At 65.1% G+C, this 16636-nt stretch carries 16 protein-coding genes; 1 reads left to right on the top strand and 15 read right to left on the bottom strand.

Going from position 1 to position 16636, the window contains the following annotated elements; all coding sequences use genetic code 11:
• Nucleotide 1 precedes the first annotated feature (1 nt).
• Genes rplB through rpsJ form a run of 5 tightly spaced genes read right to left on the bottom strand, consistent with a single transcriptional unit; the run spans nt 2 to nt 2778 of the window.
• On the bottom strand, nt 2-841 hold the full coding sequence (rplB, locus tag GXK59_RS03085; RefSeq protein WP_024366131.1) for a 50S ribosomal protein L2: 840 nt from the start codon (nt 839-841) through the stop codon (nt 2-4).
• A 30-nt stretch (nt 842-871) separates the two neighbouring features.
• Entirely contained in the window at nt 872-1177 is a 306-nt protein-coding gene (rplW, locus tag GXK59_RS03080; RefSeq protein WP_024366132.1) for a 50S ribosomal protein L23, read from the bottom strand.
• Nucleotides 1174-1797, bottom strand: coding sequence for a 50S ribosomal protein L4 (rplD, locus tag GXK59_RS03075; protein WP_160664302.1), 624 nt, complete (start codon nt 1795-1797; stop codon nt 1174-1176). The genes rplW and rplD overlap by 4 nt, the downstream gene beginning before the upstream one ends.
• Nucleotides 1798-1801: 4 nt before the next feature.
• A complete protein-coding gene (rplC, locus tag GXK59_RS03070) occupies nt 1802-2452 on the bottom strand; it encodes a 50S ribosomal protein L3 (protein WP_024366134.1) in 651 nt (216 codons plus the stop codon).
• A 17-nt stretch (nt 2453-2469) separates the two neighbouring features.
• Nucleotides 2470-2778, bottom strand: coding sequence for a 30S ribosomal protein S10 (rpsJ, locus tag GXK59_RS03065; protein WP_024366135.1), 309 nt, complete (start codon nt 2776-2778; stop codon nt 2470-2472).
• Nucleotides 2779-3215: 437 nt separating this feature from the next.
• On the opposite strand from rpsJ, the gene GXK59_RS03060 reads away from it, so the two are divergent.
• Nucleotides 3216-4643 (top strand): GH1 family beta-glucosidase, encoded by a 1428-nt coding sequence (locus GXK59_RS03060; protein WP_160664300.1) that lies wholly within the window; start codon nt 3216-3218, stop codon nt 4641-4643.
• A 33-nt stretch (nt 4644-4676) separates the two neighbouring features.
• Here the strand turns inward: GXK59_RS03060 and GXK59_RS20845 are convergent, their stop codons facing one another.
• From GXK59_RS20845 to rpsL, 10 genes are all read right to left on the bottom strand, one after another.
• Entirely contained in the window at nt 4677-4802 is a 126-nt protein-coding gene (locus tag GXK59_RS20845; RefSeq protein WP_272927702.1) for a hypothetical protein, read from the bottom strand.
• Between the two features lie 109 nt (nt 4803-4911).
• On the bottom strand, nt 4912-6351 hold the full coding sequence (locus GXK59_RS03055) for a hypothetical protein (protein WP_160664298.1): 1440 nt from the start codon (nt 6349-6351) through the stop codon (nt 4912-4914).
• 93 nt (nt 6352-6444) lie between these two features.
• Nucleotides 6445-10599 (bottom strand): hypothetical protein, encoded by a 4155-nt coding sequence (locus tag GXK59_RS03050; protein ID WP_237393768.1) that lies wholly within the window; start codon nt 10597-10599, stop codon nt 6445-6447.
• Between the two features lie 134 nt (nt 10600-10733).
• Entirely contained in the window at nt 10734-11552 is an 819-nt protein-coding gene (locus tag GXK59_RS03045) for a carboxylesterase family protein (RefSeq protein WP_160664296.1), read from the bottom strand.
• Nucleotides 11549-11623 (bottom strand): hypothetical protein, encoded by a 75-nt coding sequence (locus GXK59_RS20840; protein WP_272927728.1) that lies wholly within the window; start codon nt 11621-11623, stop codon nt 11549-11551. The genes GXK59_RS03045 and GXK59_RS20840 overlap by 4 nt, the downstream gene beginning before the upstream one ends.
• Nucleotides 11624-11648: 25 nt before the next feature.
• The gene (locus tag GXK59_RS20585) at nt 11649-11870 is read right to left on the bottom strand and encodes a carboxylesterase family protein (RefSeq protein WP_237393767.1); all 222 of its coding nucleotides are present in this window, start codon (nt 11868-11870) and stop codon (nt 11649-11651) included.
• 168 nt (nt 11871-12038) lie between these two features.
• Entirely contained in the window at nt 12039-13229 is a 1191-nt protein-coding gene (gene tuf, locus GXK59_RS03035; protein WP_024366002.1) for an elongation factor Tu, read from the bottom strand.
• Nucleotides 13230-13471: 242 nt separating this feature from the next.
• On the bottom strand, nt 13472-15586 hold the full coding sequence (gene fusA / locus GXK59_RS03030; RefSeq protein ID WP_160664294.1) for an elongation factor G: 2115 nt from the start codon (nt 15584-15586) through the stop codon (nt 13472-13474).
• 69 nt (nt 15587-15655) lie between these two features.
• Nucleotides 15656-16126, bottom strand: a complete 471-nt coding sequence (gene rpsG, locus GXK59_RS03025) for a 30S ribosomal protein S7 (RefSeq protein WP_011692813.1) — start codon at nt 16124-16126, stop codon at nt 15656-15658.
• A gap of 1 nt (nt 16127) precedes the next feature.
• Nucleotides 16128-16502 (bottom strand): 30S ribosomal protein S12, encoded by a 375-nt coding sequence (gene rpsL, locus GXK59_RS03020; protein WP_011692814.1) that lies wholly within the window; start codon nt 16500-16502, stop codon nt 16128-16130.
• Nucleotides 16503-16636 lie beyond the last annotated feature (134 nt).

Genomic DNA, 16636 nt, shown 5'->3' with positions numbered 1-16636 from the left:
CCTATCGCTTGTTCTTGCCAGTACGACGGCGACGAACAATAAGCTTGTCGCTCTCTTTGTTGGGACGGCGGGTGCGGCCTTCGCGCTTACCGTTCGGGTTGACGGGGTGACGTCCACCGGACGTCTTACCCTCGCCACCACCGTGGGGGTGATCGACCGGGTTCATGGCGACGCCACGGACGGTCGGGCGAACGCCCTTCCAGCGCATACGGCCGGCCTTACCCCAGTTGATGTTCGACTGCTCGGCGTTGCCGACCTCGCCGACGGTTGCGCGGCAGCGCACGTCAACGTTGCGGATTTCACCGGAAGGCAGACGCAGCTGGGCGAAACGGCCTTCCTTAGCAACGAGCTGGATCGATGCGCCGGCGGAACGGCCCATCTTGGCGCCGCCACCCGGACGCAGTTCAACTGCGTGGATTACGGTACCGACCGGGATGTTGCGCAGCGGAAGGTTGTTGCCGGGCTTGATATCAGCGTCGGCACCTGCCTCCACCGTGTCACCCTGGGCCAGCTTGTTCGGGGCGATGATGTAACGCTTGGTGCCATCAACGTAGTGGAGGAGCGCGATGCGAGCCGTGCGGTTCGGATCGTACTCGATTTCGGCAACGCGGGCGTTGACGCCGTCTTTGTCGTGGCGACGGAAGTCGATCAGACGGTACTGGCGCTTGTGGCCACCACCCTTGTGACGGGTCGTGATCTTACCGGTGTTGTTACGGCCACCCTTTTTCGGGAGGGGACGAACCAACGACTTTTCCGGCGTCGACCGCGTGATTTCAGTGAAGTCCGCTACGCTCGAGCCGCGACGGCCCGGGGTAGTCGGCTTATATTTACGGATTCCCATAATTTAATTTCCTCGTTAAAGTGGTCTCCGCTACGAGAGCGGACCGCCGAAGATGTCGATCGTGCCTTCTTTGAGGCTCACAATTGCACGCTTGGTGTTCTTGCGGGTACCCCATCCGAATTTGGTCCGCTTGCGCTTACCGGCACGGTTGATGGTGTTGATCGAGTCGACCTTGACGGAGAAGATTTTCTCCACGGCCAGCTTGATCTCGGTCTTGTTCGAGCGGGGGTCCACCAGGAAGGTGTACTTGCCCTCATCGATCAGGCCGTAGCTCTTTTCCGAAACGACGGGTGCAAGCACGACGTCGCGCGGGTCTTTGATGGTGGCTGCACTCACTTGGCATCCTCCTCGTTCTTTGCCACTGCCCGGGAAGCAACGAATGCTTCGTAGGCAGCCTTGGTGAAGACAACGTCATCGGAAACGAGAACGTCGTAGGTGTTCAGCTGGTCTGCGTACAGAACGTGAACATCCGTGAGGTTGCGCACGGAGAGTGCAGCAACATCGTTGGCGCGCTCGATGACGACGAGCAGGTTCTTGCGCTCGGAGACACCCCGCAGTGTTGCCAGTGCGGCGCTGGAGGACGGCTTGGTGCCGGGTACCAGTTCAGCGACAACGTGGATGCGGCCGTTACGGGCGCGGTCAGAGAGAGCGCCGCGCAGTGCAGCAGCAATCATCTTCTTGGGGGTGCGCTGGCTGTAGTCACGCGGCGTGGGGCCGTGGACAACACCACCACCGGTCATGTGAGGAGCACGGATTGAACCCTGACGGGCGCGGCCGGTGCCCTTCTGCTTGAACGGCTTGCGACCTGCACCGGAAACCTCGGCGCGGGTCTTGGTCTTGTGGGTACCCTGGCGAGCAGCAGCGAGCTGGGCGACGACGACCTGGTGCAGCAGCGGCACGTTGGTCTGTACGTCGAAGATCTCTGCAGGCAGGTCAACCTTGACAGTGCTAGTCATTGAACTAGGCTCCCTTCACGGCGGTGCGTACGAGTACGACCTGGCCGCGGGCGCCGGGGACGGCGCCCTTGATCAGGAGCAGCGACTTCTCGACGTCAACCGCGTGGACCGTGAGGTTCAGCGTGGTGTGACGAACGGCGCCCATGCGGCCGGCCATTTTCATGCCCTTGAAGACGCGGCTCGGGGTGGATGCGCCACCGATTGAACCGGGCTTACGGTGGTTCTTGTGGGCACCGTGGGAAGCTCCAACGCCGTGGAAGCCGTGACGCTTCATAACACCGGCGAAGCCCTTACCCTTGGTGGTGCCAACGACGTCGATCTTCTGGCCGGCTTCGAAGAGCTCAACGGAGAGCTCCTGGCCCAGCTCGTAAGAGTCAGCATCTGCAGTGCGCAGTTCTACGACGTGGCGGCGAGGCGTGACGCCTGCCTTTTCAAAGTGACCAGCCAGCGGCTTGGTGACCTTGCGGGGATCGATCTGGCCGTAGCCGATCTGAACGGCGACATAGCCATCAGTGTCTGCATTGCGCAGCTGCGTGATGACGTTTGAGTCAGCCTGGACCACAGTGACGGGGATGAGCTTGTTGTTCTCGTCCCAGACCTGGGTCATGCCGAGCTTCGTGCCCAGCAGGCCCTTTACGTTACGGGTTGCGGTCATAGTCTCTCAGCACCTCCCTACAGCTTGATTTCGATGTTCACGTCGGCCGGCAGGTCGAGACGCATGAGCGAATCAACAGCCTTGGGCGTGGGATCGATGATGTCGATAAGACGCTTGTGCGTGCGCATTTCAAAGTGCTCGCGGCTGTCTTTGTACTTGTGCGGAGAGCGGATGACGCAGTAGATATTCTTCTCCGTCGGCAGCGGCACAGGGCCAACTACCGTGGCGCCTGCGCGCGTGACCGTCTCAACGATCTTCCGTGCTGAAGAGTCAATGACCTCGTGGTCGTATGACTTCAGCCGGATGCGGATTTTTTGTCCCGCCATGTCGCCTGACTCTCTTTCAGTTAGTACTACCCTGTTTACTTGCGTGTTGCATGTGGCTGCCGAGGCAATTGAAGTCGTAACTACCACCCGCCGCACAAGCTGAATCCGGAAGAATCCGGGTTCCTCAACCTGCCGGCGTAACCGACCCCCGCGGTCGGGCGTGTCGCGCTTTTCACGCGTACTCGTCCGCAGTTCCATGGGGCGTGGGTTATGTTTGGTCTCCTACCTGGACCCTGACACCCGGCATTATCCGGATCGGGACGCGAAGGAGCGCTTGAACAACTCATCTAGTATGCCGGAATTACCGGGCAGAAGCGAATCGACCGCGGGCCGGGGTGGGCCGGTCACCGGCCGGATCACGGGGCGCGGGCAGGGGCGACGGCGGGAGCGGACTCCTGCTCATTGCCTTCGGCAGGCACCGTGGGGATGATGGGGGCATGACTGTGCAGGATTCCGTGGCAGTTCAGGCCCTCGCCGCGCGCTTGGGCCCGGATTTCCAGTTGGGGGTCGCCTCGGCTGCTTTCCAGATCGAGGGCTCCCTCGCGGCCGGCGGCCGCGGGCCCTCCGGCTGGGACGCCTTTGTCCAGAAACCCGGGAGTATCCAGGACGGCCACTCCCCCGCCGTCGCCTGCGACCACTACAACCGGTCCCCGGAAGATGTCGAACTGATGCGCGCGCTCGGCATCGACTCCTACCGCTTCTCCATCTCCTGGCCGCGCATTCAGCCTGACGGCACAGGACCGTTCAACACCGAGGGGCTCGACTTCTACGACCGGCTGATCGACCAGCTTCTCGAGGCCGGCATCTCACCGATGGCAACCCTGTACCACTGGGACACCCCGCTGCCGCTGGAACACCGCGGCGGCTGGTTGAACCGTGCGACCGCGGAACGGTTCGCCGAGTACAGTGCGGCCGCCGGCCACCGCTTCGGCGACCGCGTCGCGCAGTGGGTGACGCTTAACGAACCGGTGTCCGTCACGCTCAACGGCTATGCCCTGGGGGTCCACGCCCCCGGCCATGACCTGCTCTTCGACGCGCTGCCCGCCGTCCACCACCAGCTGCTGGGCCATGGCCTCGCCGTGCAGGCGCTGCGTGCGGAGGGAGTCACCGGCGCCGTGGGCGTCACCAACCTGCATTCCCCGGTCCGGCCCGCGACACGCTCGGTGACGGACCGGATACTGGCCGAGATGTTCGATCTCGTGCTGAACCGGGTCTACGCGGATCCGATCCTCCTGGGCCGGTACCCGAAAGTGCCGCTGATCGCCAAGCCCTGGTTCCGCTCGCTGGGGAAGATCTCCGATGCCGACCTGCGCACCATCCACCAGCCCCTCGATTTCTACGGCCTTAACTACTACTACCCCGTAAAGGTTGCGACCGGGCGCGGCCAGGGCGAAAGCCCCGTCGGCAACGTGGATGCCATGCTGAAGATGCCGTTCCACCTGGCGGCGTTCCCGGAATACGCGACCACCGGCTTCGGCTGGCCGGTGGCACCGGACCACCTGGGTCCGCTGCTACGGGAGCTGAAGGACAGGTACGCCGGGGCGCTGCCCCCGCTGTACATCACCGAAAGCGGCGCCAGTTTCCCCGAGCCCGACCATGTGTCCGGCCCCATCGCGGATGCGGACCGGATCAGCTACATCGCATCCCACCTGGGTCATGCCCTGGACGCTACGGCGCCCGGCGGCATCGCCGAGGACGTTGAGTTGCTGGGCTATTACGTGTGGACCCTGATGGATAACTTTGAATGGGCGGCCGGCTACTCGCAGCGCTTCGGGCTGGTCCACGTGGATTTCGACACCCAGGAGCGCACGCCCAAGGATTCGTACTACTGGTACCAGGCACTCAGCCGGGCACGCAGGGCCTGACCCGGCAGGGGCCAACCCGCCGCATGTGGCCGGCTATTTCTGCCGGTTGGCCCGGTTGATCCGCTTGGCCCGCTCAATCTCGTGGCGGAAGTGCTTCTTGGCCCAAAAGACACCGGCGACGACGGCGACTACCACCAACAGGAAAATAAACCAGCCCATTGTGAGCTCCCTTCGTTGGCAGCAACGATATCAGCGCCGGGTCGCCGCCAGCCATTGCCCGCCGGCTGGGCGCTGATCGTGCGCACTGTGGACGGCAGTCCCGGCACGCTCACGTCCCCGGCACGCGGACGAACAGCGCTGCTGCGGATTCGTCCGTTTCCAGTTTCCAGTGGGGGTCTGCTCGCAGGCTCCGTGCCAGGCCGCTTGAGGGTGGAACCAAAACGCAGTCCGCTCCGGACAGGCGTTCGGACAGATCGCCGTCCCCCTTTTCGATGAATCGCATGAAGTTGTTGACGCGATCCGCGCCGTACAGGTCGTTGCGGGAATCAAGCGAGACACGCACGTCGGGGCGCTGCAGGATGACAAGGCCTCCCACCAGATAATCGTTGAACAATGTGCAGCCGTCCGGAATGGCCCTGATCGCTTCGGTTGGATAAATCGCCGGATCAGGTCGTCCGACTCCTGGGAGGTTGATTGCCACCAGCACGATCACGGCGGCCACAGCCAAGCTGCCGCATTGGGCCAGCATCCTGCGACGGCTCTCAAAGTAGCGCAATACAACAGGGTGAGAGGCTGCTGACATCAGAATCGGCAGGGACACCAAAAGGAGGATGGGGATGATCCGCATGGCAGCCACGGACCCTGCAAGGGAGACCACGAGGGCCGCGGAGAACACAATTTCGCGCCGACGCGCCGCGATGACGAGCGCGACCAGCCCCAAGGCAAACGGGACCAGCTGCCGCGGGTCCGCCAGATTCAAGGGCTGCCACTCGGTGATAACTGTTGACGCCGCCTTCACCTGCGTTGTTTGGGAGAAGATACCGATGCCGTAGGGGTTTGCCAAGCTGCACAGCAGCGCGAGCACCAGGGCACCCGACAACCATCCGACTCGACGTCGCGTATTTCTCTGCAGGCCGGCGAGCACCAGTGTCCCCCCGACGATTGCTACCCCCAGCAGGGACGCCGCGTGCACATTGACCCAGACGGTGATGAGCAAGGCCAGGGCGCACAGCTGCCGCAGCGACGGCGCGTCAAGCATCCGCCTGAGGATAGTGATGAGGACCAGCACGGCCAGATAATCCACCAGGTGGGGGCGCGCTGAAAACCAGATGATCAGCACAAGGGACGCGGGGAACAGCAACCAGCCTGCCACGGCCGCTGAAGCCCCGAGATTCCTGGCCAGAAGCAGGACGAGGCCGAAAATGGCCAGCACAATCACGGCGCAAATGAGTGCCACACCGGGCAGGCCGCCAAAGTTGTACACCCCCGCAAGGAGGACATTGAACCCCCACGAGTTCAAGGTCCAAGGTTCGCCGGCAGCCGTCCAGGAAAAGGGATCAACTGTAGGGATCTTCCCCGCCTCGAGGGTTAGGATGCCGGTGCGTATTTGCCAGAACGTGTCTGATTCACTGAAGTTCTCTGCACGGGCCAACGCAATTGGCAGGAAGGCCAGCCAGGCGAGGAGCCAATATTTTGTGGGCGCCAGGCGCCCGACGGCAGGGCCCGCCGGCCTGTCCCTCACTGCTTCGGCACTTCGTCCTTCGACCATAGGGTGCACGATACCCGAGCCTCTCGCCGCACTCCCGCAGGTCACGGCCTGACAACTTGCCATTCAGGTCCTGGGTCACCGCGCCAGGCCCCGTCAACCACGCTCCGCCGGCTCAGGTTGCGACGCCGGCTCGGCTGCGGCAGGCCTAGTGCGGGTCAGCCGCCAGACCGCGATCGCGATCAGGGCCGCGGCAATGAGGGCCAGCAGCGCGAACGTGTACTGGCGCATTGCCCACAGGATGCACCCGGCTACCCCCGCCGCGCCCCACCAGACAAACAGCCGTTCGCCAACCACCAGCCCCGCCATCAGCAGGACGGCCATCAGCGCCAGGACCCAGAGCTGCTGGCCCGGATCACCGCCCAAGATGATCCCCAGCCCGGACAGGGTCAACAGCCCGGCACCGCCGGACCACAGCAGCCGGACCGCCCTGCGGTTCCCGGACGCCAGGCGCAGGGCGCCCAGCACCGCGGCAAGAACCACGTACCACTGCAGCGTCCAGAACCAATTGGGCCAGTCGGAGCCGGCTTCGAGTCCGGTGAAGAGCACCGCGCGCTGCACGGCCGCCGTCGTGGCGAAAAGTCCCAGTTCCGCGCCCAGCCTGCGGGCTCTCACCGGCACTTCGGCGCAGCACACTGCGGCGGTGCACACCACGAGCGCGGCACCGGCCCAGGACGTCGCGTCCCGGCACAGTCCGGCCGCCGCGGCGAGTCCAACACCCACGACCCCGGCAGCTGCCAGCGACCAGCGCCGGACCGGATCGGCGGCCAGCGGGACACGGCGCAGCCACCGGAGGGCATACAGCGCCGCCGCAGCCGGGGCGCAGCCGGCCAGCCACGGCAGGTAGCTGCCCCAGGCGCCCGGCACGTCTTCCAGCAATTCGACGGCTCCCAGCCTGGCACCGGCCAGCACCGCAACAACAGCCGGCACGTAGAACGCCGGCCACCGCTCGAGGTGCGAGGCCGTAAAAAATACCACCGCAAGAACCAGGACCGACGCCGCCGTCAACCCGTCGGCTGCCGGCGGTGCCAGCAGCAGGGCGGACACAACAAAAGCCCCGGAGGCGGCCAGCCAGAGCCACCGTTCGACGTCGGCCCTTGCGTTCCGCCGGAACAGCAGACCTGCGCCGGTGGCGGCCAGCGACAGCCCAAGCAGGACCAGCACGACCCCGTCCCGGCTGAGCAGGGGCCGGTCCAGGAAGCCGCCGGAGGCCGGGCCGCCGTCGAACTGTGCCAGCGGACCCAGCGCCACCGTGCCGAACACGGCGGCATAGACCGTCAGGTAGGCCGCCCCACGTGCCGCGAAGACGCGGCTGGCCACCGCCGCTGAGACCAGCAGCAGCGCCACGTGCAACAGGACGACCCAGCGGCCGCCGTCGTCCGGTTCGGCCACAAGGTAGCCCAGGGGAAGCACGGTCTGGGCAGCGAGCGTAATCCAGACCGATGCCTGCTGGAACGGGACTTCCACCAGGCGGTGCCGCATGAGCCAGCGGATCACGTGCTGGGCCGCGAGAACGAGCCCGAAGGTCACCGAGACGGCGGTGACGGAGACCGTCGTGTCGTAGCTGAGCACGAGGGCCAAGCCCAGGGTGAGTACCCGGGCCGAAGCGAAGTAGCCGCCCTTGGCGGTGCGCGAGGAGGCCGCCACCACCATCACGGCGCTGAAGACGGCGAAGATGCCCAGCACCAACTCGACGTCGAGCGCCGAGCCCGCCCGGGCCAGCAGCAGCACCAGCAACGCCGCCGGGGCAACCGCCGTCGACGGCCGGCGGGCGCGCAGGACGAATCCCGCAGCCGCTGCGCTGAACGCAATCATGGCCACGGCAGCAGTCAGCTGCCAACTCCCGGATCCTTCGTCGTTCAGGGTTGAGGTCCTGAGCACGGCCAGGGCGCCGGCCTGCAGCACGAGCACGCCGGCGACGTCCGCGAGCACCCCGCGCGGAGCCCGGCCCCTGGCCTCTGCACGAAGTGGGAAGGCCAGCTGCAGTGCCAACGCCAGCACGGCAAACGACGCAACGGAGAGTTCCTCGCCGCCAAGCAGCAGCGGGCCGGTGTCCCGACGGAGCTGCTCGACACCCGTCAGCACCAGGACGGTACCGGTCCCCCGGGCCATCCACCAGTAGCTCCAACGCTGTTGCAGCACGGCGCGTCGCAGCGCGGCCAACACCAGATACAACACCGCCAGGGCCAGGCTGATATTGCCCGCCCGGAGCGAGACCGCGGCGAATGCCAGGCCGGCCAGCGCAGCCGCCATGCCCAGCGGCAACAGCTCATGGACGCCGGGCCGCCACGAAGAACCGTTCGAGGCCGCCCCCGACAGGGCCCAGCCGATGGCCAGGGTGACGATCAGCTGCAGCACGATGGCGGTGCCGGTGAGCATCCTCCCCGCCGTGTCGTCCGCGAGGGCCACGCCGGCGAGGGTGGGGAGTGCCGCGAGGGTGAAGGCCGCCAGGCTGGCGTCGGGTGCCAGCGAGGGAACGCCCACCCCCACGAGAAATGCCGTGGCGAGTTGCTGCGCCACGAGGGCAAGAAGGAAAGCGGAGAGCACGGCGAGTAAGTCAGGGGCGTCCCCCGCCGCAGCCGCGACAGCGGCGGGAACGGCCAGCGTCGCTGCGACGCGGGCAGCGAGAACGAAGTGCCGGCGCAGCACCTCGCCCGAGGGCAGCGCCCGCACGGCCCAGAACAGCGCCGCCAGCAGCAGGAGACCGGCCTGGGTCAATCGGCCGGTGCTGTCAATAGCGGCAGCGGACAGGACAAGAGCAGCCAGCGGGGCCCATTCCGCCAATCCACCCAGTCCCACTGCGAGGGCCATGCCGGTGAGCAACGCCAGCAGGAGCGGCACCCAGCCCGGAACGTCAACCGGAGGGTCGATGGCTGCATCGAGGAGCGTCGAAGCACTCCACACCAGCGTCAGGAGCAGTTGCAGCCCGAAGGCGGTGAGGGCGTCCACACGCCTGCGGCTGGTGGATCCCAGCAACGTGGCAGGAAGGACCTTCATCCCGGAGCCCACGAGCACGGCCTGGAGGGCTGCCAGCACGACGGCGGCCAGCACTGTCCAGGGCACGCTGTCGCTCGCGTCCCAGGCCGCTGCCGTGGCAGCGACGGTGAGGCTCACCCGCGCGCCGTAGTACTGCGCGACCCGGAATCGGCCCTGCGGAACGGCTGCCACCAGCGCAAAGTAGGTGCCGCACAGGAACATGATCAGCGCGTACTCGCCTTTGCCAAGCAACAGGGGCACGAAGGTCACGGCCGCTGCCACGGACGGGACCACGAAGGGGTGCAGGTCCATGAGCGGCTTGAGGAAGACGCCCGGCATCCAGCGCGGACGGATCAGTGCCAGCAGCGTCAACACGATGGCGATGGCGATCAGCGCCACGAAGTACCAGACCAAGGCTCCGCCTAGAACCGAAATCCCGGACCACGCTGTCGACACCACGAACGTCAGCGACAAGTAGGCGAGGACCCTGCTGTCCATCCGGACCGCGGCGGCAACATAGGCCACAGTGCCGATGGCGGAGGTAACCAGCCAGGCAGTGGGTCCATCGTGCAGGGTGAAGTTGTACAGCGCCAGGCCAGCCACCGGGATGAGGGCCAGGCCGGTGCCTGCGAAGGCGATGGCGGCAGGCCGGAGCCTTGGGGCCTTGGCGTGCAGGAACAACCCGCCGGCATAGAACAGTGCCGTGATGGCGGCGACTCCGGCGAAGCGGAGAACTTCCGGCAGGGAGGTGCCGACGAACAGGGCACCGGCGGCGACCAGCAGGAGGCTGGCGACGTAAAGGGTGATGTTGATGTTCTGCCGGTCCCGTTTCTCCTTGCGGGCGGACTGTTCCGCGGCGGATTCCTGGCGAACGGCCGGGCGCGCGGCCGGTGGCGGACCGGACGGTTGAGGACCCGACCACTGGACCGGCAGGGGCGGGAGTTGTTCCTTCGGAGCACTCCAGAACTCCGGGCGCCCCGTGGGTTGGGGTGGCGGGAACGGCTGGGTCCCGGCCGGCGGGACGGGTTGGGCCACCGGTTGGGCCACCGGTTGAGGCGCTGTCGGGGCGGCCGGGGTGGTCGCCACCAGCTGCCCATGGGCGGACTGGCTGTCCCTCCAGCCTTGAAGGTGCCCCGCCCGGAAGCCGGCCGCGAAGGCGCCGCTGCGGGCCTCATTGCCGCGCCGGCGTTCCTGCGCCCTCCCCCAGCGGCTGCCCAGCACAACGGCACCGGCCAACAGAAGGACAACCAGCAGGGTCTGGACGGCACTCGGCATATAGGTCCTTCATGACTCCGGCTGCCCGAATCCGCCCAGCCCCCCCAGTAAATCCAATGACTAGATGAAATGTATCACCGCCGGGTGGTCAGCGCAGGCCCTCCCATAGGGCCCGCTCCCACTTCCGGGGATCTTCAACGACCCGGGAGGTGGTGTCGAACCGCATCGTGGCCCTCCGCCCGGGCTCGTATCTCGGCCAGCCGGGGTCCCGGTGGTTCCGAAGGCCACCCAGGTGGCGTGTATGGTGCGCGCGAGTTCCTGCGGCGGGTCGTTGCCCAGCAGCGGACCGAAGAGTGGCGCGTCGGGGCTCGCTGTGTCGAAGACAAAGGGCACCTCAACGGCGTGCACGGCACCCATGCCCGGTGAGGCCACGCGAACTCGTACATGTAGGTGCCCGCCGCAGCGCCGGCGGCTGTGGGTGCTTCGGCCAGGCGGATCGCGGGGACCCGCATCCACCAGTCACTCTGGACCGACGCGAGCAGCTCCCCGGGGGCCGCCGTCGGGTAGTGCTCCCGGTAGGCCGAAAGCGCGCGTTCGGCCGGCAGGCCATAGGCTGCCAGCGCCTGGTACCCGTAGGCACGGACCGGCCCGGTGAGGATCTCGTCGGCGATCCGGGCGATCGCTCCGCTGGCAACCAGCCACAGGCGCCAGTCCTCAATATTCGTGCCGGCGATGACGTCCACCTGTCCCCCGGCGCCGCCCGCAATCCGCTCGATCGGCGGTCCCGGGATAATGTCGCCGTCGATGACGGGCTGCCACGGCATCGCACTCGCCACCACGGCCTCACCCCACCGGTCCGGGTCCGGGTCGGAAAGAAGCTCGTCCTTCAGTTCCGTCTGGGCGGCCAGGAGCCGCGGGACCCCGGCGCCCGCGATGGCGTCGCGTGTCGCGGGGACCCCGAGCTTGCCGGCGAGGTATCCGGAGCTGCGCAGTGCGTCGCTGGCCGGCGTCACCTGGTGGCTGCTCCGCTCTGCAGGATCGCCCGCCTGAACAGCCCCTCGGCGCGGGGCATCGAGAGGAGCATGCCGATGCTCATCGCGCCGGCGGACTCACCAAAGACAGTGACATTCCCGGGGAGGCGCCACCTGCGGAGGCTCCGGCCCGAACTCCGTGGCATCACGCACCCCTGACCACCGCCTGGCCGGCTGCGGCGGCCGGAGCCGGTTCCCGCCAAAGGGCGGAGCCGCATAGGGAACCCCGAGGAAGGCATGGACCCCGCCGGCAAAGCTGCCGCGCAGCTCACCCTGGGCCGTGTTCACGGAAACGTTCATCACACCATCGTGGGACACGCACACCTGGCCCGTTAGTGGCCTTGGACCCGGCTCCAGCAGGGGCAAGAAACAGAACAGCCCCGCTGCGAGTGCAGCGGGGCTGTTCTTGGCTTCGCGGTGGCCGTGAGGCGGCCAGTCCGGTCAGCAGGTAATTCAGATCAGCAAGTATTACTTGAGGATCTTGGTAACGCGTCCCGAACCAACGGTGCGGCCGCCTTCGCGGATAGCGAAGCCGAGGCCCTCTTCCATGGCGATGGGCTGGATGAGCGCAACGGTCATCTCAGTGTTGTCGCCCGGCATAACCATTTCCGTGCCTTCCGGCAGGGTGATAACGCCGGTTACGTCCGTGGTGCGGAAGTAGAACTGCGGGCGGTAGTTGGAGTAGAACGGGTTGTGACGTCCGCCTTCGTCCTTGGAGAGGATGTAGACGTTAGCCTCGAAGTCGGTGTGCGGGGTGATGGAACCCGGCTTGACGACAACCTGGCCACGCTCGACATCGTCGCGCTTCAGACCGCGGAGCAGGAGGCCACAGTTCTCGCCGGCCCATGCTTCGTCGAGCTGCTTGTGGAACATCTCGATACCGGTAACCGTGGTCTTCTGGACCGGGCGGATGCCGACGATCTCGACCTCGGAGTTGATGGCGAGGGTTCCACGCTCGGCGCGGCCCGTAACAACGGTGCCACGGCCGGTGATCGTGAAGACATCTTCGATCGGCATCAGGAACGGCTTGTCACGGTCACGTACGGGGTCCGGAACGGACTCGTCGACAGCTTCCATGAGGTCCTCGACGGACTTGACCCAAACCGGGTCGCCTTCGAGTGCCTTCAGGCCGGAAACGCGAACAACCGGAGCGTTGTCGCCATCGAAGCCCTGAGCCGAAAGCAGCTCGCGAACTTCCATTTCGACGAGGTCGAGGAGCTCTTCGTCATCGACCATGTCCGACTTGTTCAGTGCGACCAGCAGGTAGGGAACGCCAACCTGGCGGGCCAGCAGAACGTGCTCGCGGGTCTGAGCCATCGGGCCGTCAGTGGCGGCAACCACGAGGATTGCACCGTCCATCTGTGCAGCACCGGTGATCATGTTCTTGATGTAGTCAGCGTGACCCGGGGCGTCTACGTGTGCGTAGTGGCGCTTCTCGGTCTGGTACTCAACGTGGGAGATGTTGATGGTAATGCCGCGCTGACGCTCTTCGGGAGCAGAGTCAATAGACGCGAAGTCGCGCTGCTCGTTGAGAGTCGGGTACTTGTCGTACAGCACCTTGGAAATCGCGGCCGTCAGCGTCGTCTTACCGTGGTCAACGTGACCAATGGTGCCGATGTTGACGTGCGGCTTAGTCCGCTCGAACTTTGCCTTTGCCACAGGTTCCTCCTAGAACGTTTTCAAATGACTTACCCTTCGACCGCGCTTGTCGCGGCGAAACTTCAATAAGTCTACTTGGGGGGCTTTGGATTGATGAAATTGCAGATTCAGGAACTAATACTAGTCCCTCGAGTCTGTCGGTGCTGGTGGCCGGCCCGGCAGGCCGGAGCCGGCCACCTGCACCGGGTGAATCTCCGTTGGCGGAGACGCACCCGAGTTTGTTGCTGCGAGAGCCCTGGGGACTACTCGCCGCGGTTCTTCTGGATGATCTCGTCGGCAAATGCCTTCGGGACCTCGGCGTAGCTGTGGAACGTCATGGAGTACACAGCGCGGCCCTGGGTCTTCGAGCGCAGGTCGCCGATGTAGCCGAACATGCCGGACAGCGGGACGTGCGCGCGGATGACCTTGACGCCCTGGGCATCTTCCATGGACTGCATCTGGCCACGGCGGGAGTTGAGGTCACCGATAACTTCACCCATGTATTCCTCAGGGGTGCGGACCTCGACATCCATCAGCGGTTCGAGCAGGATGGGGTTCGCCTTGCGTGCGGCTTCCTTGAAAGCCATACGCCCGGCGATCTTGAACGCCATTTCCGAGGAGTCAACATCATGGTACGCGCCGTCAATCAGCGTGGCCTTGATGCCGACAACCGGGTATCCGGCGAGGACGCCGTCGTTCAGCGCATCCTGGATACCGGCGTCTACGGAGGGGATGTATTCGCGCGGAATACGTCCACCGGTGACCTTGTTCGAGAACTCGTACAGCTCGCCCTCGGACGTGTCCAGCGGCTCGATCGCAATCTGGATCTTTGCGAACTGGCCGGAACCACCGGTCTGCTTCTTGTGCGTGTAGTCGTGACGCTCTACAGCACGCTTGATGGTTTCGCGGTAAGCAACCTGCGGCTTGCCAACGTTTGCCTCGACCTTGAATTCGCGGCGCATGCGGTCCACCAGGATGTCCAGGTGGAGCTCGCCCATGCCGGCGATGATGGTCTGGCCGGTGTCCTCGTTGAGGGAGACCTGGAAGGTCGGGTCCTCAGCGGAGAGCTTCTGGATGGCCGTGGAGAGCTTCTCCTGGTCACCCTTCGTGTTCGGCTCGATCGCAACAGAGATCACGGGCTCCGGGAAGCTCATGGACTCCAGGACGATCTGGTTGGCCGGATCGCACAGGGTGTCGCCCGTGGTGGTGTCCTTCAGGCCGATCGCTGCGTAGATGTGGCCCGCAGTAGCGCCGTCAACCGGCATTTCCTTGTTGGCGTGCATCTGGAACAGCTTGCCGATGCGCTCCTTCTTGCCCTTGGTGGAGTTGACCACCTGGGAGCCTGCTTCCACGTGACCGGAGTACACGCGGATGAAGGTGAGCTGTCCGAAGAACGGGTGCGTGGCAATCTTGAACGCCAGAGCCGAGAAAGGCTCCTCGGAGGACGGCTTGCGCGTCAGTTCCTTCTCTTCGTCGCGAGGATCGTGACCGATCATCGGGGGGACGTCGAGCGGGTTCGGCAGGTAATCGACAACAGCATCAAGCATCGGCTGGACGCCGCGGTTCTTGAATGCGGATCCGCAGAAGACCGGGTAGAGCTCGGAGTTGATCGTCATCTTGCGGATGCCGGCCTTGAGCTCGTCTTCGGTGATTTCTTCACCTTCGAGGTACTTCTCCATGAGCTCTTCGGAGGACTCTGCAACGGTCTCAACGAGCGCTGCGCGGTACTCTTCGGCCTTTTCCTTCAGGTCAGCCGGGATCTCCTGGATCTCGTACTTGGCACCCATGGTGACGTCACCCTTGGAGTCGCCGGGCCAGACCAGTGCGCGCATGTAGAGCAGGTCGACGACGCCGATGAAGTCGTTCTCGGCGCCGATCGGCAGCTGCATGACGAGCGGCTTGGCACCGAGGCGGCTGATGATGGTGTCGACGGTGAAGTAGAAGTCAGCGCCGAGCTTGTCCATCTTGTTGACGAAGCAGATACGCGGGACGTTGTACTTGTCAGCCTGGCGCCAGACAGTCTCAGACTGCGGCTCCACGCCTTCCTTGCCATCGAACACGGCAACTGCACCGTCGAGGACGCGCAGGGAGCGCTCAACCTCAACCGTGAAGTCCACGTGACCGGGGGTGTCGATGATGTTGATCTGGTTGTTTTCCCAGAAGCAGGTCACGGCGGCAGACGTGATGGTGATGCCGCGTTCCTTTTCCTGTTCCATCCAGTCAGTCGTCGAAGCGCCGTCGTGCGTTTCGCCGATCTTGTGGTTCACACCCGTGTAGAACAGGATGCGCTCGGTAGTAGTGGTCTTTCCGGCATCGATGTGGGCCATAATGCCGATATTGCGGACCTTGCTAAGGTCGGTAAGCACGTCCTGTGCCACGGTGTCTCCCTTTCGGATGGACTGCACGTCCGCCGCCGGCTCGGTTGAGCCGGCGGCGTCCGGGAAGTATTACCAGCGGTAGTGTGCGAAGGCCTTGTTGGACTCGGCCATCTTGTGGGTGTCTTCGCGACGCTTCACAGCGGCACCGAGACCGTTGGAGGCATCCAGAATCTCGTTCTGGAGGCGCTCGGTCATGGTCTTCTCGCGGCGGGCCTTGGAGTAGCCAACCAGCCAGCGCAGGGCGAGGGCGGTGGAGCGGCCCGGCTTGACCTCAACCGGAACCTGGTAGGTGGCGCCGCCGACGCGGCGGGAGCGGACCTCGAGGGAAGGCTTGACGTTCTCCATGGCCTTCTTGAGGGCTGCAACGGGGTCGCCGCCGGACTTGGCACGAGCACCTTCGAGTGCACCGTAAACGATGCGCTCTGCGGTGGACTTCTTGCCGTCAACGAGCACCTTGTTAATCAGCTGGGTGACCAGCGGGGAGCCGTAAACGGGATCTAGAACTAGCGGCCGCTTGGGGGCCGGACCCTTGCGAGGCATATTACTTCTTCTCCATCTTTGCGCCGTAGCGGCTACGAGCCTGCTTACGGTTCTTGACACCCTGGGTATCGAGGGCACCACGGACGATCTTGTAACGGACACCCGGAAGGTCCTTAACGCGACCACCACGGACGAGCACAATGGAGTGCTCCTGCAGGTTGTGGCCTACACCGGGGATGTACGCGGTCACTTCAACGCCACCGTTGAGGCGGACACGTGCAACCTTACGCAGAGCCGAGTTCGGCTTCTTCGGGGTCGTCGTGTACACGCGGGTGCAAACACCGCGGCGCATCGGGCTGCCGTTAAGCGCGGGGGCCTTGGTCTTCTTGACCTTCGGCGTGCGGCCCTTGCGGACCAGCTGGTTAATCGTAGGCACTCTCGTGTTCTCCGTTTTATCCGGAGCGGCCGTTGGCAGCCGCTCTCTTGTCGCTGCGCCCCGCCGTTCGAGCTTTGAAGTTCTCTCCAGAGCAGCTGAGGCGAAGCCTTAATAGTCGGACCGCACGCCGGCAT

Source organism: Pseudarthrobacter sp. ATCC 49987 (assembly GCF_009928425.1).
In the GTDB taxonomy this organism is placed as follows: domain Bacteria; phylum Actinomycetota; class Actinomycetes; order Actinomycetales; family Micrococcaceae; genus Arthrobacter.
The sequence above is the reverse complement of the archived record's forward strand: the minus strand, read 5'-3'. Positions and strand labels throughout refer to the sequence as shown.